General features: G+C 55.3%; 20 protein-coding genes. 19 read left to right on the top strand and 1 reads right to left on the bottom strand.

Annotated features, from left to right (window positions below):
• The first annotated feature begins 499 nt into the window (after positions 1 to 499).
• From cadA to GXP52_01515, 7 genes are all read left to right on the top strand, one after another.
• Entirely contained in the window at positions 500 to 3,202 is a 2,703-nt protein-coding gene (cadA, locus tag GXP52_01545; protein NOY85970.1) for a cadmium-translocating P-type ATPase, read from the top strand.
• 99 nt (positions 3,203 to 3,301) lie between these two features.
• The gene (locus tag GXP52_01540; GenBank protein NOY85969.1) at positions 3,302 to 3,484 is read left to right on the top strand and encodes a hypothetical protein; all 183 of its coding nucleotides are present in this window, start codon (positions 3,302 to 3,304) and stop codon (positions 3,482 to 3,484) included.
• 189 nt (positions 3,485 to 3,673) lie between these two features.
• Complete coding sequence (locus GXP52_01535) at positions 3,674 to 4,795, top strand: NAD(P)/FAD-dependent oxidoreductase (GenBank protein ID NOY85968.1); 1,122 nt, start codon at positions 3,674 to 3,676, stop codon at positions 4,793 to 4,795.
• A 40-nt stretch (positions 4,796 to 4,835) separates the two neighbouring features.
• A complete protein-coding gene (locus GXP52_01530; protein NOY85967.1) occupies positions 4,836 to 5,903 on the top strand; it encodes an FAD-dependent oxidoreductase in 1,068 nt (355 codons plus the stop codon).
• An 87-nt stretch (positions 5,904 to 5,990) separates the two neighbouring features.
• Complete coding sequence (locus tag GXP52_01525) at positions 5,991 to 7,928, top strand: copper-translocating P-type ATPase (GenBank protein ID NOY85966.1); 1,938 nt, start codon at positions 5,991 to 5,993, stop codon at positions 7,926 to 7,928.
• A 199-nt stretch (positions 7,929 to 8,127) separates the two neighbouring features.
• Complete coding sequence (locus tag GXP52_01520) at positions 8,128 to 8,400, top strand: SHOCT domain-containing protein (GenBank protein ID NOY85965.1); 273 nt, start codon at positions 8,128 to 8,130, stop codon at positions 8,398 to 8,400.
• Positions 8,397 to 8,930 (top strand): cytochrome c, encoded by a 534-nt coding sequence (locus GXP52_01515; GenBank protein ID NOY85964.1) that lies wholly within the window; start codon positions 8,397 to 8,399, stop codon positions 8,928 to 8,930. Before GXP52_01520 ends, GXP52_01515 begins: the two co-directional genes overlap by 4 nt.
• 30 nt (positions 8,931 to 8,960) lie before the next feature.
• On the opposite strand, the gene GXP52_01510 is transcribed toward GXP52_01515, so the two are convergent.
• Complete coding sequence (locus tag GXP52_01510) at positions 8,961 to 9,974, bottom strand: transglutaminase domain-containing protein (protein NOY85963.1); 1,014 nt, start codon at positions 9,972 to 9,974, stop codon at positions 8,961 to 8,963.
• Between the two features lie 201 nt (positions 9,975 to 10,175).
• Between GXP52_01510 and GXP52_01505 the strand changes: the two genes are divergently transcribed.
• The 12 genes from GXP52_01505 to guaA all read left to right on the top strand — a co-directional run bounded on the left by GXP52_01505 (position 10,176) and on the right by guaA (position 24,148).
• A complete protein-coding gene (locus GXP52_01505; protein ID NOY85962.1) occupies positions 10,176 to 10,535 on the top strand; it encodes a winged helix-turn-helix transcriptional regulator in 360 nt (119 codons plus the stop codon).
• A 39-nt stretch (positions 10,536 to 10,574) separates the two neighbouring features.
• Entirely contained in the window at positions 10,575 to 11,720 is a 1,146-nt protein-coding gene (locus tag GXP52_01500) for an SO_0444 family Cu/Zn efflux transporter (GenBank protein ID NOY85961.1), read from the top strand.
• A gap of 365 nt (positions 11,721 to 12,085) precedes the next feature.
• Positions 12,086 to 13,363 (top strand): 2-hydroxyacyl-CoA dehydratase, encoded by a 1,278-nt coding sequence (locus GXP52_01495; protein NOY85960.1) that lies wholly within the window; start codon positions 12,086 to 12,088, stop codon positions 13,361 to 13,363.
• Between the two features lie 22 nt (positions 13,364 to 13,385).
• Entirely contained in the window at positions 13,386 to 14,138 is a 753-nt protein-coding gene (locus tag GXP52_01490; GenBank protein ID NOY85959.1) for a 3-hydroxyacyl-ACP dehydratase, read from the top strand.
• A 294-nt stretch (positions 14,139 to 14,432) separates the two neighbouring features.
• Positions 14,433 to 15,545 carry a cyclopropane fatty acyl phospholipid synthase gene (gene cfa, locus GXP52_01485; GenBank protein NOY85958.1) on the top strand — a complete coding sequence of 371 codons (1,113 nt, stop codon included), beginning with the start codon at positions 14,433 to 14,435 and terminating at the stop codon, positions 15,543 to 15,545.
• A gap of 310 nt (positions 15,546 to 15,855) precedes the next feature.
• Positions 15,856 to 17,106: an amino acid ABC transporter substrate-binding protein gene (locus GXP52_01480; GenBank protein NOY85957.1), complete on the top strand. Its 1,251-nt coding sequence runs from the start codon at positions 15,856 to 15,858 to the stop codon at positions 17,104 to 17,106.
• A 257-nt stretch (positions 17,107 to 17,363) separates the two neighbouring features.
• Positions 17,364 to 18,185: a branched-chain amino acid ABC transporter permease gene (locus GXP52_01475; GenBank protein NOY85956.1), complete on the top strand. Its 822-nt coding sequence runs from the start codon at positions 17,364 to 17,366 to the stop codon at positions 18,183 to 18,185.
• Positions 18,178 to 19,173, top strand: a complete 996-nt coding sequence (locus tag GXP52_01470) for a branched-chain amino acid ABC transporter permease (GenBank protein ID NOY85955.1) — start codon at positions 18,178 to 18,180, stop codon at positions 19,171 to 19,173. Before GXP52_01475 ends, GXP52_01470 begins: the two co-directional genes overlap by 8 nt.
• Positions 19,174 to 19,181: 8 nt before the next feature.
• Positions 19,182 to 19,931, top strand: a complete 750-nt coding sequence (locus GXP52_01465) for an ABC transporter ATP-binding protein (GenBank protein ID NOY85954.1) — start codon at positions 19,182 to 19,184, stop codon at positions 19,929 to 19,931.
• Entirely contained in the window at positions 19,924 to 20,631 is a 708-nt protein-coding gene (locus GXP52_01460) for an ABC transporter ATP-binding protein (GenBank protein ID NOY85953.1), read from the top strand. The genes GXP52_01465 and GXP52_01460 overlap by 8 nt, the downstream gene beginning before the upstream one ends.
• A 323-nt stretch (positions 20,632 to 20,954) precedes the next feature.
• Complete coding sequence (guaB, locus tag GXP52_01455; GenBank protein ID NOY85952.1) at positions 20,955 to 22,430, top strand: IMP dehydrogenase; 1,476 nt, start codon at positions 20,955 to 20,957, stop codon at positions 22,428 to 22,430.
• Between the two features lie 158 nt (positions 22,431 to 22,588).
• A complete protein-coding gene (gene guaA / locus GXP52_01450) occupies positions 22,589 to 24,148 on the top strand; it encodes a glutamine-hydrolyzing GMP synthase (GenBank protein NOY85951.1) in 1,560 nt (519 codons plus the stop codon).
• The last annotated feature ends 9 nt before the right edge of the window (positions 24,149 to 24,157 follow it).

Raw genomic sequence — 24,157 nt, 5'->3', positions numbered from 1 at the left:
ACATACCCTAGGGGGGTAGGGTATATTTTAACCATGAGAGCAGAGCTGATATAATATCAAGAGGGAGATTGACATGCATGGGCACAGACAGATCGTTCGCTTTAATCGGATCAAGGGGCAAGTCAGGGGCATCAAATGGATATCGGGTCTCTTTTGCACCCGATACAGAAATGGAGGTTAAGGATGGTTTCGAAACTGATAGGATTGGCGGTAATTTTAGCTCTGGGATTCATGATATTCCGACCCAGGCACGGAAACGTCGGCCACGCACATCATGAAGATGATCCGGAATCAAGTGCCCGGGACGATAACAGCACCGCTAAGCACACAAAAAAAGGCGGGGGCTGCTGTGGTTGACGGGCCGCATTGCCGAACACGTCATGATGCGGAATTATTTCACTGAGTTATGGAAACCCTCCGCGTGCGATGATCGAGTATGGGGGCTGGGTAAAAACGAAATGGAGAGAGGCTTATGAAACCGGAAAAGAAGGGTTCAGAGATGGTGGTTGATCCGATATGCGGCATGGAGGTGGATGAGAGCACAGCCCTTTCCGGGGAGAAGGACGGTAAGACCTGGTACTTCTGCAGCCCCGGGTGCAGGGACAAATTCCTGACTCCGGATTCCGGAGCCGGAAGTCCGGAGTCGGGAGTCCAGGGTCCAGAGGAAGAGAATGGTGCTCCGGAACTCGAGGCGGGGGTCTCAGTTGAAGCCCGTGAAATACCTTTGCCGGAGAAAAGTGATGCGGAGGCACCCGCCGAAAAGACGGTCACCATGGGAATAACCGGCATGCACTGCGCATCGTGCGCGTCGACCATCGAAAAGGCTCTGTCGAAGCTTGACGGCATGTCGGAAGCAAACGTCAACTTCGCGGCCGAATCGGCGATGGTCCGATTCGACCCCGCCGCCGTCTCTTACCAGGACCTTGAAAAGGCCATCGTGGACGCAGGCTATACACCCCATATAAGAGAGGCGCGCGCCGGGCACCTTGACCTGAAGGTCGTAGGAATGGACAACCCCCACTGCCTTGGAACGGTTCAGGGCGTCCTGAACAGCTTGCGGGGGATCCTATCCAAGGAACTTTTCATCAACGAGAGGGCCAAGATCGACTTCGATCCTGCCGTTATCAGCAGGGAAGAGATCTTCCAGACGATACGGGACGCGGGATACACACCCCTGGAGGAGACGGAAGAGACCCTGGACCGGGAGAAGGAGGCGAGGGACCGGGAGATCAAGATCCTCAAGCTCAAGTTCATCTTCTCGGCTGTCCTGGGCCTGCCTCTCGTCACCCTCACCATGGGGCCCCTGGTGGGCATACCGGTGCCCCACATGCCGGCCAGGTGGGAGTCCATCCTGCAGTTCCTCCTGGCCACTCCCATACTGTTCGTCAACTACCAGTTCTACACGAGGGGTATTCTCTCGGTTATCAAGACCCGGATGGCAACCATGGACACACTGGTGGCCCTTGGTACCGGCGCCGCCTGGATCTACAGTACGGCGGTACTGGTCGCCATCTGGTCCGGGAAGCCCGGCTACTCGGCAGAGAATCTTTATTTTGAGGTCGCCGGGCTTCTTATTGTCTTCATACTGATGGGTAAGTGGCTTGAGGCCATAGCCAAGGGAAAGACCTCCGAAGCGATCAGGTCGCTGATGGGGCTCCAGGCCAAAACCGCCCTCGTCGTGCGAGACGGCCGGGAGATGGAGATCCCGGTTGAGGAGGTGCACACGGGCGATGAAGTGTTGGTCAAACCGGGACAGAAGATCCCCGTGGACGGAATCATCATTGACGGGTATTCGGCCGTGGACGAGTCGATGCTCACGGGTGAGAGTATCCCGGTGGAAAAAACCGTGGGCGACGAGGTCGTCGGGGCCACCATGAACAGGACCGGCTCCTTCAGATTCAGGGCCACCAAGGTCGGCAAGGACACGGCCCTGGCTCAGATCATCAACCTGGTGGAAGAGGCCCAGGGCTCCAAGGCCCCTATCCAGGCGTTGGCGGATCTCATTTCGGCTTATTTCGTTCCGGGTGTGGTAGTAATCGCCCTGGTCGCTTTCGGCATCTGGATGCTGGCCGGCCAGAGCTTCATCTTCGCCCTGACCGTGTTCATCGCTGTGCTCATCATTGCCTGTCCCTGCGCCCTGGGGCTGGCAACCCCCACCGCCGTCATGGTGGGCACCGGGTTGGGTGCCAAGAACGGGGTCCTCATCAAGAGCGCGGAGGCGCTTCAGATAGCACATAAAATAGACACGGTGGTGTTCGACAAGACAGGCACATTGACCAAAGGGGAACCCGAGTTAACCGATGTGGGGACCTTCGGGGACTGGGACTCCGACCTTTTGCTTCAACTTGCCGCTTCCGTCGAGAAGAACTCGGAACACCCTCTGGGAGAGGCGATCGTGAACGGCGCTCTTGCCAAGGGTCTGGAGTTGACGCCGCCTGAGGACTTTATCTCCATTACCGGGAAAGGTGTCGAGGGCACTGTGAACAGCCGGAAAGTTGTCATCGGAAACCGGGCCTACTTTACCGAGGCGGGTCTGGACCTGAAGGACGCAGACGAGGCGATGACCGGGCTTGAGGAGCAGGGCAAAACGTCGATGATCGTCGGTGTTGACAACGATGTTGCCGGAATCCTGGCGGTGGCCGACACCCTTAAGGAACACTCTGCGGCGGCTGTCGGGGCTCTGCAAAAGATGGGTAAGGAGGTGGTAATGATCACCGGCGACAATAGAAGGACCGCTAAGGCCATCGCCGCCCAGGTGGGGATAAACAGGGTGCTTAGCGAGGTGCTTCCCCAGGACAAATCAGCCGAGGTGAAAAAACTCCAGGACGATGGTCTCAAGGTCGCCATGGTTGGGGACGGCATCAACGACGCCCCCGCGCTGATCCAGGCGGACATCGGGATCGCCATCGGCAGCGGCACGGATGTGGCTATAGAATCAGGCGACATCGTGCTTATCAAGGACGACATCCGGGATGTGGTCATGGCCATGGATCTGTCCAGCTTCGCCATGCGCAAGATCAAACAGAACCTTTTCTGGGCCTTTATATACAACGCCCTCGGTCTCCCCATTGCCGCCGGCATCCTGTATCCGTTCACAGGGTTTCTGCTCAGTCCGATCATCGCCGGAGCGGCTATGGCCTTCAGCTCCGTGTCCGTCGTTACAAACTCACTACTGATGCGCAGGTACAGGCGCAGGATATGAAATGGATCAGGTAAAAAAGAGTGAGGAGGAAAAAACATGAGAGCAAAACTGGATCCCCGGGCGCTTGGCGTGTCGAGCGCTGTCGTCTCAGCGGCCGTGATGCTGCTCCTCGGAATTCTGGGCAACCTCGGGCTATACGGAGGAGCCGTGGAGATGATGATGAAGTGGCACATGATCTTTTCCCTCAGCCCTCTCGGGATCATCGGGGGGATGGTGGAGGCGGCTGTCATAAGCTTTGTTCTGCTCTACTCATTCGGGGTTGTTTACAACAGGATCGTGTGAGATTTCAGTTTCCATACACCAGCTTTCAACGACCAGGGGCCGTTGCCGGATATTGCCGGGCGAGGGAAACGGCGCCGGATAAATGCAAGACCCCCTGGTCGTTAGTTGTTTGCACTTGAAATGGGGACAGACGTACGGATATTATGCAGGGGGGCGAAAAACTTGTGAAGCGCGGGGAGGACAGCGACCATGAACACGGTGAAAATAATCGGCGCTGGTCCAGCGGGACTCGTCGCCGCCATCGTCCTGCGCCGTCACGGTATCCCGGTGACGATTTTTGAGAAGTCCCCGGATGTCGGCCACAGGTTGAGCGGTGATTTTCAGGGGCTCGAAAACTGGAGCTCGAATGTCGACGTCACCGAAACGCTGAAAAATATGGGTGTCGAAATAAACTTTCTCTGCGAACCCTATTTTGGAGGAGTCATCCATTCCCGTGGGATGGAGCCTGTTGTCATAAAGTCGGAAAAACCCAGTTTCTACCTCGTTAAAAGGGGACCCATGTCCGGCACCCTCGACACGGGCCTGAAGGAACAGGCCCAGGCGCTGGGCACAGAGATTCTGTTCGAACACGGCATGGATCACCTTTCGGGGCCGGCCATAGTGGGAATCGGCCCGAAGGGGGCCGATGTGATCGCCATGGGCATCACCTTTGACACATCCATGGAAGACACGGCGGTCGTGGTCCTTGATGATGATATCGCTCCCAAAGGTTACGCTTACCTTCTTGTAAACGGGGGCTATGGGACCATGGCCACTGTCCTTTACCGAAATTATCGAAGGAGCGAGGAGTACTTTGATAACATGATGCGTTTTTTTAACACGAAAATGGATGCCGACGTCAGAAACGAGAGGAAGTTCGGGGGCTTCGGTAACTTTTTCCTGCGGGACACGCAGGTTCGCAACGGCAAGCTTTATATCGGTGAGACAGCTGGGTTTCAGGATTGTCTGTGGGGGTTCGGGATGAGGTATTCGATCGCATCAGGCTGTCTTGCCGCCAGGAGCCTCATAGAGAAAACCAGCTACGACGCCCTGTGGAAAAATGAACTGGCACCCATGCTCGAGACCTCTCTCATAAACAGGTTCCTGTATGAGAAGCTCGGCCATGCGGGTTACAGGTACCTGACGAGGAAGCTCGCCAAAGGTGATTCCAACACATTCCTGATGCACCATTACAACCGCTCCCGTATAAAGCACCTGCTTCTTCCCAAAGCCAGGAAAAACTATGTCAACAGGGTCAAGGACGAGAGCTGCAACCACCTGAACTGCACGTGCATCTGGTGCAGATGCGAACGTCCCACCAAAACATTATGAACGCGCCCACGGAGGGGCGCGCAAATCGAAAGGGGAGTAAGTGAAAAAAGATCCCATATGCAAGATGGATATCGACGAAAGAACTGCTCTTACAACAGAATGTGACAACAAGATCTTTTATTTCTGCTCCGAAGGCTGCAGGGACAAATTCCTGGCGGAGAGGGTATGTGAACTCCCCCGCACTTCCTACGATCTCATTATTATCGGCGGCGGACCCGCCGGGCTCACGGCGGCTGTCTATGCGGACACGCTTAAAATTGATGCCTTCCTGCTGGCTAAAGATCTCGGCGGTCAGGCCATAGACAGCACGAAAGTAGAGAACTACATGGGTTTCGACTTCATCACGGGACCTGAACTGACTGAAAAGTTTCAGCGCCAGTTGCTCCACTCACACTATATAGACCACCTGATCGCTGAAGCGGATAAGATCGAAACCGTCCAGGGTGGTTTCAACGTTACTACATCGGAGCTTAAGATCTATTTTGCAAAAACCCTGATCATTTCAACCGGTATGACGAGGAGAAAACTGGATGTTCCCGGTGAGGAGGAGTTCCAGAGAAAAGGACTCTTTTACGGCAATATCCAGGATTTTTCCTTTGTGACAGGGGAAGATGTCGCTATCATCGGGGGGGGTAATTCGGCCGTGCAGATCGTTGAGAAAGTGCGAACCGTCGTCAAAAATATAAATCTCATCTCCGACTGCAAACTAAGTGCTGATCCGTCGCTTGTGGCTCGTATATGCAGATTCGAGAACCTCAACATGTACGAAGGATACAAAGTAGTTGATTTTAAGGGCGAGAGTGCATTGTCCGGTTTGACGATCAGAAAGATAGCCGGGGAGGAGACGTTATACCTGCCGGCCGGGGGCGTATTCATTGCCATCGGCTTGCAGCCTAACTCCCATCTGGTTTCGGATATTGTCGAACTCAACGAAAACGGGGAGATCACCATCGGCCCCGATTGCTCAACGTCCTGTCCCGGGCTCTTTGCGGCCGGGGACGTTACCGACGCTTTCGGAAAGAGGATTATCATAGCTTCGGGAGAAGGTGCGAAGGCAGCTTTGGCTGCAAGGCGGCACCTTCTGAATCTCAGGAAGACAGCGGATTGAGGGGGATATCAGGATATGGAGAAACATAACATGCAGGCACATTCAGCGCAGGGCGAACACAAGGGGCACAGTTCGCACCACGAGCACATGGTGGCCGATTTCAAGGGGCGCTTCAAGATCTGCCTCGCCCTGACGGTCCCTGTCCTCGCCCTGTCTCCCATGGTCCAGTCGTTCCTCGGGATCGAGGGACGGATCGTTTTCCCCGGCGATTCCCTGGTCCTGTTCGTGCTTGCCTCAGTGGTTTATTTTTTCGGCGGGTGGCCGTTCCTTAAGGGTCTGTTCACTGAAGTCGCCGCCCGCCGGCCGGGAATGATGACCCTTATCGCCGTGGCCATATCGGCGGCGTACGGCTACAGCGCCGCGGTGGTTTTCGGCCTTCCCGGAAAGGTGTTTTTCTGGGAACTGGTTACCCTAATCGACATCATGCTGCTCGGTCACTGGATCGAGATGCGGTCCGTCATGGGCGCGTCCCGCGCCCTGGAGGAGCTGGTGCGGCTCCTGCCCTCCGAAGCCCACCTCGTCGCGGATGACGGATCCGTCAGTGACGTCCCGGTCGACACCCTGGTCAAGGGGGACCGATTCGTGGTCAAGCCTGGTGAGAAAGTCCCCACGGATGGCACTGTGGTGGAGGGAAGTACCACGGTGAACGAATCCATGCTTACCGGTGAATCGGTGCCGGTAGGAAAGAAGGCGGGCGACGGAGTGGTGGGCGGTGCCATCAACAACGAGGGTTCCATCACCGTGGCTGTGGAAAAAGTGGGCGAGGAAACCTTTCTCGCCCAGGTGGTGACGATGGTCCGGAATGCCCAGGAGACGAGGTCGCGCAGCCAGGATCTGGCCAACCGTGCCGCCTTCTGGCTCACCGTCATTGCCCTGAGTGTTGGATCGCTGACCCTGATCGTGTGGCTGCTCCTGGGCCAGGACTTCGCATACGCGATGGAGCGCATGGTTACCGTCATGGTCATAACGTGTCCTCACGCTCTCGGTCTCGCCGTCCCTCTTGTTGTGGCCGTGTCCACTTCCCTCGCGGCGTCCAGCGGTCTGCTGCTGCGCGACCGGGCCGCCTTCGAGAGGTCCCGGCTCATCGACGCCGTTGTTTTCGATAAAACCGGGACTCTCACCGAAGGTCTTTTCGGGGTCCGGGGGATCATTCCATCCGAGAACATAACCGGGGAAGAGATCCTGCGTCTCGCGGCATCGGTGGAAAGCCTGTCAGAGCACCCCATTGCTCAGGGAGTTGTCGCCGAGGCCTCCACCCGTGAGATCATAGTCCCCCCGGCCGTTGATTTTTACGCAGTCAAGGGGAAGGGAGCAACGGCCACGGTGGAAGGGCGGAAGATCATGGTGGCAAGCCCGGGCTACCTGCGGGAAAGGGGCCTTCATTTTGACGAAGAACCCCTCGCTGAGCACTATTCAGAAGGCCGGACGGTGGTCTTCGTGCTGGAGGGGGACACCATCCTGGGCGCCATTGCCCTGGGCGACGTTATAAGACCCGCGTCCGTGGAAGCTGTGGAGCGACTTCACGCCATGGGGATCAAGTGCGTGATGCTCACGGGAGACCACAGTAAGGTGGCTGCCGCCGTTTCCAAGACCTTGGGTCTTGATGAGTATTTTGCGGAAGTCCTTCCCGACCAGAAGGCGGCCACGATCAGGAAGCTCATGGAAGATGGACAGAAAGTCGCCATGATCGGGGACGGCGTCAACGACGCGCCGGCCCTGGCAACGGCCGATCTGGGAATTGCCATCGGTGCGGGCACCGACGTTGCTGTGGAGACGGCCGACGTCGTCCTGGTCCGCAGTGATCCCCGCGACGTGGCGGCTATCTTCGAATTGGCGAGGGCCACATACCGCAAGATGGTCCAGAACCTGGCCTGGGCGACGGGCTACAACATCTTCGCCATCCCGCTGGCGGCAGGAGTGCTTGCCGGCAAGGGCATTGTCCTCAGCCCGGCCATGGGGGCCCTTCTCATGTCGCTGAGCACTGTTGTCGTGGCGATCAATGCGCGGACGCTCAAGATGCGGTAAACCCATCCGTACCACGCAGTACCTACCATCTTTTTTGCTTGTGGAAAAGCCGGCTTCGAATGGTATTTTGGAAAATCGCGGTTATACTTGTACGGACTGCGAAACGGGCGAAATGCGTTCAATAATGTGAATCCGTTTTTCGCCGGATATTTGATTGCATATCGGGTTCACCCGACAGGCACCAAGGGAGGACAGGGTTATGATGGGAGGATGGGGCAATCATGGCTACGGAATGTGGGGGGCGGGAGGTATGATCATGATGATCTTTTTCTGGGCCGTCATTATCGTGGGGGCCGTACTTATCTTCCGTTATTTCACCGCGGGACGCGGAGGCATCGCCGCCGGGCAGGGTGGCGGATCCATGGCCCGTGATCGGAATCCCATGGAGATCCTCAGGGAGCGGTACGCGAAGGGCGAGATCGACACCGAGGAGTTCGAGCAGAGGAAGCGCACCCTGGAGGGGGAAGGATGAGCGATAAAAGATCCCGCCGGACCCTGTGGTGGGGCCTCGGCCTGATGATCCTGGGAATCGCCGGGGTCTGTCTGTACGGCGCCGGGAGCAGGCATATGGCTTCCTTCTCAGGATGGGGGGCCGGGGGGGTCTATGACAAGGGGTCATACTCGTCTGCCGGGGAGCGCATCTACTATCTCGGAATCGACGGCGAGGGACAGAGAATCCGGTTCCGGGGAGGGCCCCACTGGCTCCGCATGATGGGGGGGTCCTGCGTCAACTGCCATGGTCCGGACGGCAAGGGCGGCCTGCCGGTGATGATGGGGACGCACATCCCGGGCGACATCCGGTATTCCTCGCTTATTTCAGGCAAGCATCACGGTGAGGCAGACGACGGAGAAGAGGCCGCATACACCGATGAGGGGATCAAAAAGGCTATTCGCGATGGCATCGAGCCCTCGGGAGAGTCCATGGACCGGACCATGCCCAGGTGGAACATATCGGATGAAGACATGAACGATCTGCTGGAGTATCTTAAAGTACTGGGTTGACAAAATGCTGAATGTGAAGCCCGCGATATTTTATCCGGCGGTATAGGAAATCCTGTATCTGAATGAATCCGGGTCAAGCCAGTCCAGGGTTTTTCCCCCTATCTGTGCGTAGGGATACATGAGATAATTCACCGGCCCGCCGCTCTGCGGCGGGTTGAGTGTCAGGTCCCGGCCCTCCCCGAGCTTCACCCTGTAAGGGTCGACCCCGCCCCAGAAGTATTCCCGGTACTCGGCAGTCTTCGCGTCCCCGGCATCCAGCTTCTCCTTCAGTACCATCTTCAGGACGTCGGCAGGGTCCACGACGACCCACCCGTATCCCGGCAGGTAGTACTCCGCCCAGCAGTGCTGCCATTTGGTGATGTCTGTTGTGCCGCCCTTTCCAAGGCGTATTCCGAACACCTCGCGGGAGGGAACCCCGGCCGCGCGTGTCAGGGCAACGAATACGGAAGAGATGTCGGCGCACTTGCCCCCCAGGGAGTTCAGAAGGGAGTCGACGTCGCCCGACCCGCACCCGCGGGTATTCGGGTCACGGAACATATTCTCGCTGACCCAGTCGTATATTGCCCTGGCCTGATCCCTCACACCCATCCTTCCCGCTGTTATGCTGTCAGCCAGTTTCCTGATCTCGCCGTCGGTGGGGCCGAGCCGGGTAGGTTTTAGGTACAGGGCGAAGTTGGCCGGGTCCCACGGCGCCTCGCCGGCCGGCAGATCCCTTGTAAGCCTTTCCTCGCGCTCCACCGTGAAGGAGAATGTCAGCTTCCGGCTTTTCGCGTTCCCGTCCCAACGAGCGTACAGCATGGGCGTTCCGTATTCACGGTCGGTGTATACGGCCGATTCGGCGAAGTCGCCCGTTATCCTGATTTTCTTAATCAGCTGGTTCCCGTCAGACACGGGATAGGGGATCCAGAGCTGGGCATCCTTCCCGGGTTGGTGGGAGGTGAGGTCAAACTCCATGGTGATGGTGCCGGACTGTGGCCCGGCCAGGGCGGCAGACGGGATAAGGCCCAGGAAAAAGGCCAGGATAAGCGGAAAAAGCCTTCCCATTGGGTTCCTCCTTACAAATAGACGACCAGGAATATCGGCGGATAGAATCTTGGGATGGAAGATAGCATGGAAAATAGACAGAATCAATATTAGAGATAGAAATTGTAGATAGCGAAAAGGTTGACCTCGCGGGCATTGACAAACCCCTATTATTGACTATATGATTATATAAACAGATATCAAAATGCCGTGAGGATCGCCATGATAAACAATCGGGAAGATCGCTGTGACAGCCGGATTATCCATGAGGACCGGATCGAGAGGGCGAGGAAGTCAGCTCTGGATCCAGCCGAGGTAGAGCATTTGTCGCGATTCTTCAAAGCATTCGGGGATCCAACACGGCTTAACATTCTGCGTGCACTCAAATCCGGAGAAATATGTGTGTGCGACATTGCGGCTACCCTCGGGATCACGGAATCAGCCATCAGCCACCAGTTGCGGCTCTTGCGGCAACTGAATCTGGTGGCCAACCGCAGAGAAGGCACAATTCTATATTACCGTCTCAATGATGAACATATAGAGGACATGCTCCAACTGGCGCTGGAGCACGTTCGCGAATAAACACCGGGCTTGCCGTATTCGATAAGGAGACGATATCTCATGTTCGCCATACTGCACGGTTTTTTGACAGTCCTCACGGAGACTTGGGATATCCTCCTGGCGTCGGCCATTTACGTCCTGTTCGGCATCCTCATCGCGGGATTGCTGAAGATGTTTCTATCGCCCGAGACCGTGGCAAAACAACTGGGCAAGGGACGGTTTCTTCCCGTTATCAAGGCTGCGTTTTTCGGCATCCCCATCCCTCTTTGCTCCTGCGGTGTTTTGCCGGCCGCGGCGTCCCTGAGAAAACAGGGAGCCAACAGGGGCGCCACGGTGGCCTTTCTTATCTCAACGCCTGAGTCGGGTGTGGATTCCATAGCCATCAGCTATGCTCTGCTTGACCCCATCATGACTGTGGCCAGACCCCTGGTGGCATTCGTTACGGCTTTCATCGCGGGGATCAGCGAAAACTTCATGGCCTCTCCAGATCCCCTTGCCGATGAAAAGGCCAATGCCGCATGTCCGGTGGACGGCTGCTGCGACGGCGAAAACTGCCCCCCCGAGCAGCACCGTCATCATCATTCTTTTTTCGAAAAGGTTCGGACAGGAATGCGTTATTCCTTTAGTGAACTCTGGGGTGACCTTGCCGGTTGGTTCTTCATCGGACTTCTGCTGGCAGGCATCATTACCGCAGCTGTTCCGGAGGACCTTTTTTCATCACATCTGGGCGGCGGTCTGTCGTCCATGCTGATCATGCTCGTGATAGGTATCCCCCTTTACATCTGCGCCACCGCTTCGACGCCCATCGCTGCGGCGCTGGTGCTTAAGGGGGTAAGCCCGGGCGCGGCACTGGTTTTTCTCCTGGTCGGTCCGGCAACAAACCTGGCCTCTCTTTCCGTCCTTGTCGGGTTCCTCGGGAAAAGAGCTACGGTCCTCTACCTGGCGGTCATCGCTTCCGTAAGCGTTCTGGCGGGCCTGCTCCTGGATCAGATCTACGGTCTGGCAGGAATATCTCCGCAGGCGGTGATAGGACAGGCAGGGGAGGTGATTCCAGGGTGGTTGCAATTTGCTGGAGCTGTTGTCCTCCTGATACTGTCAATCCGCCCCCTGACGACGATGGTAAAAAGATGGATTCATAGGCTGGGTGTCATCAGGAAAGCGCCGACGGGGACCGACAACTGTTGTTCAGACGGTTGCAGCAGATAATAGTCGATCCGGATTTTCTTTCCTCAATTTCCAGGTAAAACCCCGATACGTCCTGATCCCATTTTGGTGCAGCGAAATCACCACATGTATCGTATTTTTCTATTCGATGTATTGATTTTTCCCATGATATAGGATATTGGTGAAATCGGTTCGTCCGGCTAATGCGTACCTTTATTATTTTGCTGTCATTGCGAGGGGCATCGAGGGAGACGAGAGCGACGCGGCAATCCCGGGCGGATTCGTTAACTTTGCGGTCAGTTGGCTCTTTCCACAATCCGGTCCACATCCAGGTACTCATTTCCAGGATGAACCCAAATTTGAGGGCCATAAATTAGCCGGCCGTGTTTGCATTAAGGGGGAAAATAATGAGTGAAGACTATCGTTCTATGTGGGCGGATTTGGGACTTGATCTTGAGGCCCATGACGCCTTGCTGGGCGTTTTGGGGAAAGCCTATCAAGACATTTATTTGTCACAGAAAGATCGCCCTGATGGAATGGGTTATTTCGACTTTGTGATGAGTGAGGTCCATGGCCTGCGGATCAGGGAGCTTCTGGATGAAAAAGAAGCAGGCCGGAAAATCATTGGTTCATACTGTGTTTTTGTACCGGAAGAAATCGTTCTGGCTGCCAACGCCACACTGGTGGGACTGTGCTCAGGAGCTGATTTCGCTATGGATGAAGTGGAAAAGCTCTTGCCGCGCAATACCTGTGCCCTGATCAAGTCATTGTTTGGGTTTAAACTCGGCAAGGTCTGCCCTTATCTGGAAAGCACAGACATGATTGTCGGCGAGAACACCTGTGACGGCAAGAAAAAAGCTTATGAATCTTTAAACCATCTGGTGAAAAATCTCTATATTATGGATCTGCCACAGGTTAAGTCCGAACAGGGTCGAACACTCCTGAAATCTGAATACGATCGTTTCAAAACCGCGGTCGAGGAACTCACCGGCGTCTCCATTACCGCCGAATCGTTGAAGCAGGCGATTCAGATGGTGAATGCCAAACGATCCGCCATTCATCGTCTCTCATCCCTGCGCAAAGCTGACCCGGCACCCATATCCGGTTTGGACGCCCTGTTGGCCAACCAGGTCTTTTTTTATGACAACCCGGCCCGCTTTACGGAATCCGTGAATAAGATCTGTGATGCGTTGGAGAATCGTATTGCGGAGAAAAAGGGAGTTTTCCCGGAAAAGACTCCCCGTATCCTCGTATCCGGCTGCCCCCAGGCGGTGCCCAATTGGAAGCTGCCCTTTATCGTGGAAACTTCCGGCGCGGTTATCGTTGGCGAGGAATCCTGTGTGGGTGAACGGGGCACCCGTAATCTCACGGACGAATCCTGCCGAACAGTCGAGGAGATGATGGAAGCCATTGTGGATCGTTATTACCAGGTGGATTGCGCCATTTTCACGCCCAATCCGGAACGCCTGAAACATATCCAGGAAATGGTCGCTACCTACAAGGCTAACGGGGTGATCCACTATAGTTTGCAGTTCTGCCAACCCTATCTCATGGAATCCATTTCGGTTGAAAAAGCCCTTGAGGAAAAGAATATTCCCACCCTGCGCATCGAGACCGATTACAGCATGGAGGATGTCGGCCAGTTAAAAACCCGGATTGAAGCCTTTATCGAGCAAATTCAGTAGCTTTCGGGAGTTATAGGTAAATATGTGTTTTGCGGGAATCGACATCGGCTCGCGCACCATTGAACTGGTGGTTGTGGATGATGCGGGTGAAATCGTCCTCAGCCTTCAGACAGACACCGGCTTTGATCCCAAAAGCGAGGCCGATAATCTGGTAAATGGGGTGAGCTTTGATCGTATCATGGCCACCGGCTACGGCCGAAACCTGTTTGAGATCTCCTTCGATGCGCCGACGGTCACGGAAATCAAAGCCCATGTCAGGGGTGTACTGGCCATTTTCCCCGGTGCGCGGACCGTGCTGGATATCGGTGGACAGGACAGCAAGGCCATTGTGCTGTACGAAAACGGTAAAGTGAAAAAATTCGAAATGAACGACCGCTGCGCAGCCGGCACCGGAAAATTTTTGGAGATTATGGCCAAGACGCTGGGTTTTGAAATCGAGGCCTTTGGCCGGGAAGCACTTATGGCGAAGAAAGATCTCAATATTTCCAGCATGTGTACGGTATTTGCCGAATCCGAGGTCACTTCCCTGATCGCAAAAGGGCTAAGCCGCAGGGAAATCGCCCGGGGTTTGCACACCAGCGTCATCCGCCGGGCCGCCAGCATGATCAATCGTGTGTCATCGGAAGGGGATATTGTTTTTACCGGCGGTGTGGCCAAAAATCAGTGTATACGTAAACTCCTTTCAGAAAAATTGGGTCGTGAAATCCACATACCCGATGATCCGCAAATGATTGGCGCTCTGGGTGCGGCGCTGCTGGCTGCGGACAATCGGTGATGGATTGTACAAACACCGCCTACTAGGCGCGCACGAAGTTTGATTTGAAGGTCCATAGAGAGAGATCCTATCGGGTAGAAGTTGGTAGCGACCATGTTCACCTTTTTATATCCTATCGTCCGAGTTATAATATCAATTAGGTAGTGCAATGGCTGAAGAGGATCAGTCCCGGGACGCTTCTTCAGGGGTTTCTCGGCTCGGTGTCGGGGAACGTCATCCGCCGTTTTCTTAGGCCGGTTATCGTTATCAAGAGGTGACGGCCTGTTTGTCTGCAGTGAAGGTTGAAAATCGATCATGTCGAAACAACGTCAGATCGTAGAGGAACTGCTCGCCATGGCGGGTGTGGCCATTGACGGCCCGAACCCGTGGGATATCCAGGTCAGGGACGACAGGCTGTACGCGCGGATGCTCCGTGAGAAAAACCTTGGCCTCGGGGAGGCCTACATGGAGGGTTGGTGGAATTGCGCACGATTGGATGAGTTTTTTTTCCGGATACTGAGAGCCCGGCTCAACACCAGGGTCAGAGGAAACCTCAGGATACTCTGGCCCGCCGTCACGGCCCGGTTGCTTAACCTCCAGAGCAGGGGGCGCGCCGGGATCATCGCGGACCGGCACTACAACACCGGTAACGACCTGTTCCTGTCTTTTCTTGATCCCTACAACCAGTACAGCTGTGCCTTTTTCAGCGGTACGGAGGACCTTCATCAGGCCCAACTGGCGAAGATGGACCTCATCAGCTGCAAGATGGACCTCGGTCCTGAGGACCGCGTTCTTGATATCGGCTGTGGTTGGGGCGGGTTTGCCAAGTACATCGCCGAGCGCTTCGGCTGCAGCGTAACCGCGGTGAACATCTCCCGGGAGCAATTGAACTATGCCCGCGAGTTCTGCAGGAACCTTCCGGTGCAGTTCCTGGAATGTGATTATCGCGATATTCGGGGTACATTCGACAAGATAGTCTCCGTGGGCATGTTCGAGCACGTCGGCTTCAAGAACTACCGTACCTTCATGAAAACGGTCCATCACAACCTGAAGGACGGAGGCATCTTCCTTCTGCATACCATCGGGGGCAACGAATCCGACGTGGACTGCGACCCCTGGACCGACAAGTACATCTTCCCGAACGGAATGGTGCCGAGCCTGGCCCAGATCGGCCGTTCGGTTGAAGGGTTGTTCGTCATCGAGGACATGCACAACCTGGGCCCCCATTACGACAGGACCCTCATGATATGGAACGCCGACCTCCAGAGCGCATGGCCGAAGTTTGAAGACAAGTACGATGAAAAGTTCAAGCGGATGTGGGAGTATTTCCTTCTTTCTTTCGCCGGGGCCTTCCGGGCCCGCAGCATGCAGGTGTGGCAGATCGTCATGACCAAATACGGCACATCACAACCGGTGTGCCGTTTCTAAACCCAGCATGTTTGATGACTTCGCAAAAAGTCATCAATGGACTTTTTGCGACCCTATCATGTTTGATGGTGCGAAATCGTGTTTCCCACGAAAGACCCCTGTTGCATCGGATACATGATCTGCGACCGATGAAAATAGAACGGGTTTTTGAATTGACCGTTAAGTGTATATCTGATATTCCTGAGCTGTTATTCTTTTCCCGGAGTTGGAAAATCCGCCCTTGATCCTCAGTTTCTGTGCTAAAATTAAACCTGATTCCAAGTGTTGGAAAAGGTTACATTTTCCGCAACCATAACAGGAGGAGACGATTATGAAGAGAGGGACCTTGTTAGCATTAGTGGCGTTGATTGTAACCTTCGGACTTGCGTTCGCTCCGGTTGCACATGCCAAAGCGATTGACAAAATCGTCATAGGGCATGCCGCGACCCTTTCCGGAAAGTACGCCAAGGCCGGTGAGCAGGCGACGGGCGGCATCCAGGCCATCGTCGACTGGGTCAACACTGTGTACGGGGGAGTCACCGTAAACGGTAAAAGGGTGCCCCTGGAGTACCGCAAATACGATTGTGAGTCGAAAAAAGAATCGGTTACCAGCCTTCTGGAAAGGTTGATTACCACCGACAAGGTAAACTTCCTGTTCGCTCCCTACACCTCCGGCCTGACATTGGCGGGGGCTCCCATCGCGGAGAAGTACGGAATTGTCTATATGGACCATGGAGGCGCCAGCGACAAGATCTTCCGGCAGGGATTCGAATACATCGTTCAGACCATCGGCCCCGCCTCAAAGTATCATGCAGGCACCCTGGACATGATCAGGAAGATCGATCCCGGCCCCAGGCGGATTGCCCTCGCATATGAGGATTCGGAGTTCGCCAGATCGGTCATGAAAGGTACCGAGGCCCATGCCAGGAAGCTCGGTTTCGATATCGTCTTCAAGCGTACCTATCCAAAGGGTGTTACCGACCTGACGCCGCTTCTGTCGGACCTTAAGGCTGCCAAGCCTGAGATCGTTCTCGGCGGCGGACATTTCCAGGATGGCCAGCTGTTCAACAGGCAGATGGCCGATCTCGATATCAACGTTAAAGCCCTTTCCCTCATTGCCGCAGCGACCCTCCCCGCGTTTTACGATGCCTTAAAGGAAAATGCTGAAGGCGTTATGGGTCCCTCGCACTGGGAGTATGGAGTGACCTTCTCAAAGGAGGACGCCAAGAAGGAAGGCTACAGGTGGATCGGCCCCAGCCAGGATGAATTCGTCAGCCTGTTCAAGAAGGCGGTAGGCAAGGATATTATCCCGGACTACCACGGAGCTGAGGCCGGCGCGGCTGTCCTGGCCCTGGTTCTGGGTGTTGAGAATGCCGGCTCCGTTGATTCCAACGCGGTTCGCGCGGCCCTCGGAAACCTGGAGTTCATGTCCTTCTACGGTACCTGGAAAATAGATGATACCGGCAAGCAGGTCGGCCATTCCATGGTGGATGTCCAGTGGCAGAACGCGAAGAGGGTTATTGTCTGGCCCGAGGCCGCAAAAACAGGAAACGTCATTTACCCGAAGCCCGACTTCAAGTAGCGAATTTTGCCCCGCCGATCCGACCTCGGGTGGGCCGGTATCAGGTGATATCTAATGGTGGCATACGCCCTTTGAATAAAGTAAGATGCGGCTTCTCTCTGGAACATGCTTCCAGAGAGAAGCCTTTTTTCTGCGCATAAACCGCCCGATATCCATTTAGTGGGTAGAAAAAAGGGGATATTCGAGTGATTTTTGAACAGCTTGCGGGCAACCTCATACAGGGAGTGGTTCTGGGCGCCGTATATGGAGTGGCCACCATGGGGTTGAGCCTTATCTTCGGGGTTCTAAAGGTGGTCAATGTCGGACATGGCGCCTTTATCATGGTCGGTGCCTATACCGCGCTGATTCTTTTCAACTCGTTGGGCGTATCCCCCATCTTCGCTGTTTTCGTAGCCCTTCTCCTGGGTATGCTTCTCGGGTTTTTCATCTACTACACGACAATCAGCAGGCTTCTGAAGGCCCCTGAACTGTCCACGCTGCTGGTGACTTTTTCCTTCGGGGTACTCCTGGAGGAGGTTGCCAAGCAGCTCTTTACTTCCGAGGCCAGGGGCTTTTATTGGAACCTGGGAAAGCTTGATCTCGGCGTTACGGTTTTGCCATATTCCAAGATCATCGCTTTTTTCGGTAGTATTATCGTGGCCATTGTTCTTTATCTCTGGTTCAACAGGACCCGTGCGGGAACCGCCATGAGAAGCGTGGTGGAGGATGATCGCGGGGCGATGGTATGCGGGGTCAATGTGGCCTGGCAGTATGCCCTGAGCTTTTCCCTCGGCATCGGTATCACCGTTATGAGCGGTGTGCTCCTGACCATGTTCATCCCCGTGGGCATTAACCCGTACATGGGGGGCGGGTATACCCTGAAGGCCTTTGTCATCGCGGTTCTCGGCGGTCTGTCTTCCCCGTACGGGGCTTTTTTCGCCGGGCTCATCTTCGGTTTAGTGGAAAACGGCTCCTATACGCTCTTTGCGAATATTCCCGGGTTAGAGCCGTTCGCCATGACACGGTTTTTCTCATTCGTGATTCTCCTGGTCATTCTTCTGATCAAGCCCACAGGCCTGTTTGGGCGGAAAAATGTCTAAATTCCGGAAATATTTTCCCATTCTCCCCGTTCTTCTGGGCTATGCCATTCTCCTGCTTGTCGGTCTGCTCTCGCCCGGGCATTGGCAGTTGATCTCCCAGCTTGCCTTCTACTGCGCCCTGGGGCAGGCTTTCAACCTTTTCATGGGGATGACCGGGTATGTAGACTTCGGCTATGTCGCTTTTCTTGGGGTAGGAACCTATGGAATGGCGGTGACCATTGAAAACTTTTACGACAAGGGGCTCGGTTTTGGCCTGATCATCCTTGGATTGTTGATGGCGATTCTCTTTTCCACTATTCTATCCCTCGCGGTCGGCGCCGTTGCTCTCCGGCTCAGGGGCGCATACTTCGCCATTGCCACCATAGGTGTGAACGAGGGGTTTCGATACCTTATCGAGGGAGCCCGGATCTGGAATGGGGCGGACGGCATTATCTTCACCAGAAATATGAAGGTAGCATTCGGCAGACAGACCGCAAGCGCCATATCAACCTTCTGGGTTGATATTATGGTATTCGGCGTGGCGGTTCTGGCGGCGGTCATGACCATAATCTATCTCAGGAATAAAGTAGGATACGCGCTCACCGCGCTCAGGGAGGATGAGGACGCCGCCAAGGCGATGGGTGTCCACGTAACCAAGTACAAGATCCTCGCGTTCATGACCAGCGCTGTTCTCGCGGGATTGCTCGGCGCCACCGCGTGGGCCCTGAAGCTGAGCTATGTTTATCCCGAGGATGTTTTCGAGATCCACTACACGGTCGAGGCCATCATAATCGTAATGCTCGGAGGGGCAGGCACCCTCCTGGGCCCCATGGTAGGAGGCCTGATTTACGGGCTGTCCAAATACTACCTGGCCATTACGCTTCCCGGTTTCCAGCTCCTCATTTTCGCGCCGGCCATCATTATCATAATTGTTCTCTTCCCGGAGGGAACCGTAGGGGTTATCAAGCGGAAGCTTGTGGGAACGCCCTTGGAAAAATTTATCATCTGAGGTGAATAATGCCGCTGCTTGAACTAAAAAACGTCACCAAACGCTTCGGCGGTCTCGTCGCTGTGGACGATGTCAGCCTGGAGATCGGGCGGGGTGAGATGATGGCCATCGTGGGCCCGAACGGTGCGGGGAAGACCACACTGTTCAACCTCATCAACGGCATGTTTTTAGCCGATGCAGGGCAGATCATCTTTGAGGGTCTGGATATCACCAGATTCCCCGCATTCAAGAGGGCCCACCTGGGAATCGGCAGGACGTTCCAGATTCCGAGACCTTTTTCCTCTGCCACGGTGCAGGAAAATATCGCCATCGGGGCCATGTTCGGGGCGGAAGGCAGTAAAACCAGCGTTGATGAAGCTATGATGATGGCTGATCGCTACGTCGAACTCATCGGTCTAAAGGCCTACCGCGACAAGCCGGCCGGAGGCCTCACCCCCACTGAGAAGAAGCTGGTGGAGATCGCCCGGGCCCTCGCCATGAAGCCGAGCCTTCTGCTCATGGATGAGGCTATGGCGGGGATGAACCCAAAGGATATTGATGAGATGGTCTCCTTTATCAAGATGATCAGGGAAACGGAGGACATCGCCGTCATCGCCATGGTGGAGCATATCATGCGTGCGGTGGCGGGTCTGGCCGAAAGGGTCCTGGTCATGCATCAGGGCGCAAAGCTCGTGGACGAACCGACCAAGGCGGCCCTTAGCGATCCCAGGGTTATAGAAGTCTATCTTGGCCACCCACCGGAGGGTACTGATGCTTAAAGTCGAAAACCTGCAATCCGGATACGGATCCATGCAGGTCCTGTGGGGGCCGGATATTGAGGTAAAAAAAGGGACTATTACATCCCTGCTCGGTCCCAACGGGGCTGGAAAATCCACCCTTCTCTGGAGCATTTTAGGGGATGTGAAAATCAAGGGTGGAAAAGTCATGTTCGATGGGCGTGACGTTACAGGCCTCCCTCCCCACAGGAAGGTCGATCTCGGGCTGACGCTTGTCCCTGAGGGCAAGCACCTGTTCACCGAGATGACCGTTTACGAAAACCTGATTATGGGCGCCTACCGCAAAGAGGCACAGGACCTCAGGAATGAAAGCCTGGATCTCGTGTACTCCATCTTTCCCATCCTCGAGGAGAGGAGGGAACAGGAAGCAGGATCCCTTTCCGGTGGGCAGCAGCAGATGGTTACCGTTGGGCGCGCCCTCATGACCCATCCCAGGATGATAATGCTCGACGAGCCAAGCCAGGGTCTGGCTCCGAAACTGGTACAGGAAATGTTTGACGCCATCGGAAAGCTCAAGGATGAAGTGGGCCTGACTATTCTCCTGGTGGAGCAGAACGCCGCAGCTTCTCTTGACGCGGCGGACTACGTATACATCATGCACGAGGGCATCATAAAGGCCGAGGGATCTCCCGAAGAGATAAAAGAATCGGATGAGGTTCGGGAGGCCTATCTGGGGTTATGATTTTCCTTTCGGGAAACATTCGGGAAATCACATGTTGACACATCTGCCCATTGCCTCTAATCTCGCCTAATTCATCGGGTAACTCCTTCAATAGGTATCTCATTTTCATCACACCGCCTGGGCGGTGTTTTCGTAACTGCATGGCAAAGCAGGCTGTAGGCTGCAGGTAAAGGCAGGCGATCGGCTATAGGCTATAGGCTGTAGAGTAAACAGGTCCAAGGTCCAACGTCCAACGTGATAAAACGGCCGGAACACGGGACCCGAGGAGCGAAAGCTCCCAATAATACCGATTTCGGCAATGATCATGAAAAAGGAGAAGTTCCATGCTTAAAGACAGAGTTGAGGTGGGTCTGACTTTTGATGATGTCCTTCTCCTCCCGGCGGAATCGTCGGTACTGCCATCAGAGGTCAGCCTCGAAAGCAGACTGACGAGAAACATCTCCCTCGGCATTCCACTCCTGAGCGCGGCAATGGATACCGTTACAGAGTCCAGAACGGCCATCGCCATGGCCCAGGAAGGGGGAATCGGCATAATTCACAAGAATATGGATGTTGATTCCCAGGCGGGAGAGGTTGACAAGGTCAAGAAGTCGGAAAGCGGGATGATCGTTGACCCCATAACCATGCATCCGGACCAGAAGATCTTCGAGGCCCAGGATCTTATGACCAGGTACAGGATTTCCGGTCTGCCCATCACCGAGGACGGCGGCAAAAACGGCAGGCTCCTGGGAATATTAACCAACAGGGACCTGAGGTTTGAAACCCGCTTCGAGAAGAAGGTCTCGGAGGTGATGACCAAGGAAAACCTGGTGACGGTGCGGGAGGGGATAACGCTGGAGGAAGCAAAGAGCGTTCTTCACAAGCACCGCATTGAAAAGCTTCTGGTAGTTGATGATGAATATCATCTGATGGGTCTCATCACCATCAAGGATATCGAGAAGTCCAGAAAATATCCCAACGCGTGCAAGGATGAATTGGGGCGCCTTCGTGTCGGGGCGGCCATTGGGGTAGGGAAGGACCTGGCCGAGCGTGCCCCCGCTCTCGTCGAGTCCGGGATAGATGTCCTGGTTATCGATACCGCTCACGGTCACTCAAGGGGGGTTGTCGAGGCGGTAACCATCGTCCGAAAGGAGTTTCCCGACATTCAGCTGATTGCCGGGAACGTTGCCTCCGCTGAGGCAACCCAGGCGTTGATCAAGGCAGGTGTCGATGCGGTCAAAGTTGGAGTGGGGCCCGGCTCCATCTGCACCACCAGGGTAATTTCAGGGGTGGGGGTTCCACAGGTCACCGCCATCAACGAGTGTGCCGGGGCAGCCGCCGGCAGCGAAGTCCCAATCATCGCTGACGGGGGGGTCAAGTTCAGCGGGGACATCGTCAAGGCCATTGCCGCCGGGGCCAACTCCGTCATGATCGGAAGCCTCTTCGCCGGAACCGATGAGAGCCCCGGGGAACTCGTCCTGTTTCAGGGGCGTTCCTATAAAGTCTACAGGGGAATGGGGTCCATCGAAGCGATGAAAAGCGGCAGCAAGGACAGGTATTTTCAGGCAGCCGTCGAGATCGAGGGTAAACTGGTGCCGGAGGGGATTGAGGGGCGTGTTCCGTATAGGGGGCCCCTTTCTGCAACCGTTTATCAACTGGTGGGAGGTTTGAGGTCGGGGATGGGATACACCGGGTGCCGGGATCTTGATGAGTTGAGGACCAAAACCAACTTTGTCAGGGTCACCGTTGCCGGGCTCAAGGAGAGCCACGTTCATGATGTTATCATTACCAAGGAGGCCCCCAACTATTGGTTGGAATAGGACGTCAAGGGGAAGATCGAGACGGGGGCATCCTTTGCCCATGTCCTGACCGCGCCCTCTGAACTCTGGACTCTGAACTCTGGACCCTGGACACTGGACCCTGGACACTGGACTCTGGACACTGAACTCTGGACCCTGGACTCCACTGGATGGATTAAATGGATCTGCATGAAGAAAAGATACTGATCCTCGATTTCGGAAGCCAGTACACCCAGCTTATCGCGCGCAGGGTCCGGGAACTGAAGGTGTACTGTGAGATCCTGCCCTGTACTGCAGGCATGGAGAAGATCCGGGACTTCGAGCCCGGGGGCATTATTCTGTCCGGGGGACCTTCCAGTATCCTGGACGAGGGTGCCCCCCTTGTTCCCGTGGAGCTGTTCGATCTGAATGTTCCGTTCCTGGGTGTCTGCTACGGTATGCAGCTCATTACACACCTTCTCGGGGGAAAGGTCGGGAAAGCCCATCACCGTGAATATGGCCCCGCTCTTCTCCAGATCGATGACAGCGAGGATCTGTTTGCGGGTTTTGAGACGGGCGCCGAGGACCGCATAAAGGTCTGGATGAGTCACGGTGACCGTATCGAGTCGGCGCCACCCGGTTTTGTCCCCATCGCGCACACAACAAATTCACCCGTGGCTGCCATGAAGGACCGCGCTTCCAGGATTTTTTCGGTCCAGTTTCACCCCGAAGTTGTGCACACCCCCAGGGGGAAAGATATACTTGAGAACTTTCTGTTCCGGATCTGCGGTCTGCGGCCCCTGTGGACCGCTCACTCCTACATTGAAAACACCGTCGACCAGATAAAAAGGGAGGTGGGAGACCACGGAAGGGTTCTCTGCGCTCTTTCCGGCGGGGTAGATTCCTCCGTTGTGGCCGTGCTGGTTCACAGGGCCATCGGCAACCGGCTGACCTGCGTTTTTGTGGATAACGGTCTTCTGCGAAAGGGTGAGGTCGAGGGGGTCCGTTCCGTTTTCTCCGATCACCTTCACATCCCCCTTGTTGTTCTCGATGCCGGAAAACATTTTTTGAAGAAACTTTCGGGTGTCCATGAACCCGAGAAAAAGAGAAAAATCATCGGGAACGAGTTTATCCGACTTTTTGAGGTAGAAGCTGCGAAGATCGGAAACGTGAAGTACCTGGCCCAGGGGACCCTCTATCCTGACGTCATCGAGAGCGTTTCATTCAAGGGGCCTTCGGCCACCATTAAAAGCCATCACAACGTCGGAGGGCTCCCGGAGGTAATGAATCTTACGTTGATCGAACCCCTCCGGGAACTTTTCAAGGATGAGGTTCGGGAGGTCGGCAGGGAACTTGGGGTTCCTGATGCGATTCTCAAAAGGCACCCGTTTCCCGGTCCCGGCCTGGCGATCAGGATTGTCGGTGAGGTAACCGGAGAGCGGCTGTTCATCCTCGGGGAGGCTGACGCTGTAGTCAGGGAGGAAATCCTCGCTTCGGGTCTGCACGATTCCATCTGGCAGGCATTCGCCGTCCTCCTTCCAGTCAAGACAGTGGGCGTCATGGGTGATGAGAGAACATACGAGAATGTCCTTGCGGTAAGGGCCGTTTCCAGCCTTGACGGCATGACAGCGGACTGGGTACACCTTCCCTATGACCTCATGGGCCGAATCTCCAACAGAATCATTAACGAGGTCCGTGGAGTAAATCGGGTTGTCTACGACATAAGTTCCAAACCTCCGGCCACCATTGAGTGGGAATAACCGGCGGGC

The sequence above is a fragment of the Deltaproteobacteria bacterium genome (assembly GCA_013151915.1).
In the GTDB taxonomy this organism is placed as follows: domain Bacteria; phylum BMS3Abin14; class BMS3Abin14; order BMS3Abin14; family BMS3Abin14; genus BMS3ABIN14.
The sequence above is the reverse complement of the archived record's forward strand: the minus strand, read 5'-3'. Positions and strand labels throughout refer to the sequence as shown.

Bases quoted from the DNA above. Each gene is read 5' to 3' on its own strand.
- GXP52_01510 (NOY85963.1), bottom strand. From the start codon at position 9,974: ATGGGAAGGCTTTTTCCGCTTATCCTGGCCTTTTTCCTGGGCCTTATC.
- GXP52_01470 (NOY85955.1), top strand. From the start codon at position 18,178: ATGTCTAAATTCCGGAAATATTTTCCCATTCTCCCCGTTCTTCTGGGC.
- GXP52_01540 (NOY85969.1), top strand. From the start codon at position 3,302: ATGCTGCTCCTCGGAATTCTGGGCAACCTCGGGCTATACGGAGGAGCC.
- cfa (NOY85958.1), top strand. From the start codon at position 14,433: ATGTCGAAACAACGTCAGATCGTAGAGGAACTGCTCGCCATGGCGGGT.
- GXP52_01535 (NOY85968.1), top strand. From the start codon at position 3,674: ATGAACACGGTGAAAATAATCGGCGCTGGTCCAGCGGGACTCGTCGCC.
- GXP52_01465 (NOY85954.1), top strand. From the start codon at position 19,182: ATGCCGCTGCTTGAACTAAAAAACGTCACCAAACGCTTCGGCGGTCTC.
- guaA (NOY85951.1), top strand. From the start codon at position 22,589: ATGGATCTGCATGAAGAAAAGATACTGATCCTCGATTTCGGAAGCCAG.
- GXP52_01460 (NOY85953.1), top strand. From the start codon at position 19,924: ATGCTTAAAGTCGAAAACCTGCAATCCGGATACGGATCCATGCAGGTC.
- GXP52_01475 (NOY85956.1), top strand. From the start codon at position 17,364: ATGGGGTTGAGCCTTATCTTCGGGGTTCTAAAGGTGGTCAATGTCGGA.
- GXP52_01495 (NOY85960.1), top strand. From the start codon at position 12,086: ATGAGTGAAGACTATCGTTCTATGTGGGCGGATTTGGGACTTGATCTT.
- GXP52_01480 (NOY85957.1), top strand. From the start codon at position 15,856: ATGAAGAGAGGGACCTTGTTAGCATTAGTGGCGTTGATTGTAACCTTC.
- GXP52_01525 (NOY85966.1), top strand. From the start codon at position 5,991: ATGGTGGCCGATTTCAAGGGGCGCTTCAAGATCTGCCTCGCCCTGACG.
- guaB (NOY85952.1), top strand. From the start codon at position 20,955: ATGCTTAAAGACAGAGTTGAGGTGGGTCTGACTTTTGATGATGTCCTT.
- GXP52_01515 (NOY85964.1), top strand. From the start codon at position 8,397: ATGAGCGATAAAAGATCCCGCCGGACCCTGTGGTGGGGCCTCGGCCTG.
- GXP52_01500 (NOY85961.1), top strand. From the start codon at position 10,575: ATGTTCGCCATACTGCACGGTTTTTTGACAGTCCTCACGGAGACTTGG.
- GXP52_01505 (NOY85962.1), top strand. From the start codon at position 10,176: ATGATAAACAATCGGGAAGATCGCTGTGACAGCCGGATTATCCATGAG.
- GXP52_01490 (NOY85959.1), top strand. From the start codon at position 13,386: ATGTGTTTTGCGGGAATCGACATCGGCTCGCGCACCATTGAACTGGTG.
- GXP52_01520 (NOY85965.1), top strand. From the start codon at position 8,128: ATGATGGGAGGATGGGGCAATCATGGCTACGGAATGTGGGGGGCGGGA.
- cadA (NOY85970.1), top strand. From the start codon at position 500: ATGGTGGTTGATCCGATATGCGGCATGGAGGTGGATGAGAGCACAGCC.